The 243-nt window shown below is 46.5% G+C and carries 1 protein-coding gene; it reads left to right on the top strand.

Annotated elements, in window-relative coordinates:
• Positions 1 to 243: glycosyltransferase family protein (locus tag Q4528_RS15540; RefSeq protein WP_303522617.1), on the top strand; the 243-nt coding region annotated here is incomplete at both ends.

Genomic DNA, 243 nt, shown 5'->3' with positions numbered 1-243 from the left:
GGCTTGAACCCTGAACATAAGGTATTAGCGATTTTGCCAGGCAGTCGTAACGCCGAGGTGGGATTACTAAGTCCGGTGTTTTTTGAGTCTGCTAAGCGCTTAGTAAAGCAGTTTCCTGGACTACAGTTGGTTGCCCCCTTGGTCAATCAACGGCGCCGTGAGCAGTTTGAAGCTTTAATAGAAGAGCATGCTCTTGACTTAGATATTAAGATTGTTGATGGTCAAGCTCGAACAGTGATGACC

The sequence above is a fragment of the Staphylococcus pasteuri genome (genome assembly GCF_030547725.1).
GTDB classification, from domain to species: Bacteria; Bacillota; Bacilli; order Staphylococcales; family Staphylococcaceae; genus Staphylococcus; species Staphylococcus pasteuri.
The sequence above is the reverse complement of the archived record's forward strand: the minus strand, read 5'-3'. Positions and strand labels throughout refer to the sequence as shown.